1 protein-coding gene is annotated in these 614 nt (G+C 45.1%); it reads right to left on the bottom strand.

Annotated features, from left to right (window positions below):
* The coding region (locus R7Q46_RS28200; protein WP_318078443.1) for a sensor histidine kinase at positions 1 to 614 on the bottom strand (614 nt) is incomplete at both ends.

Genomic DNA, 614 nt, shown 5'->3' with positions numbered 1-614 from the left:
ATGCGAATGGTCTTATTGCCTAGCAGGTGATTAGAAAGCTCAAGCACCAAGCGTGTTGCACTGGCTAAGCTTACTGCCGATTTTTGGATATCCATGCTGCCATAGCGCATTTTGTGGTAATCCAATAAATCGTCTACGAGGTTAGCTAAGCGTTGACCACTTTTGATAATGATATCAAGTTGGTATTTTTGACTGGCGGGAATGACTCCATTTGCTCCTGACACAAGGGTTTCTGCTATCCCAACCATGCCATGTAGCGGTGTACGCAATTCGTGCGAGGTTGTTGCGAGGAACTCATCTTTCAGTTTATCAGCCAGTTGCAACTCATCATTTTGCTTTTGAATCAGCTTGATGTTGCTTTCAAGTTCTTCGTTTTGCTGTTTAATGGTTTGGATTTTTTCTCGAATCGAGCGCTGCATACGTTCGAAGCTGATAGCCAAGCGACCGGTTTCATCTTTACGCTCGGTATTGAATGTCGTTTCGTCGAGGTCGCCAGCGGATACTTTCTCTGCCGCCCAAGTCAGCTTCAGCAGTGGTGATGTAATGAAGTTGGACAAATAATGCGATGCAATCACCACAAGAATGATCGCGATTAGCATGGCGATAACGAAGAG

It is taken from the genome of Vibrio sp. 811 (assembly GCF_033339195.1).
Note: the sequence above shows the minus strand (reverse complement) of the source record. Positions and strands in the feature narration are given on the sequence as shown.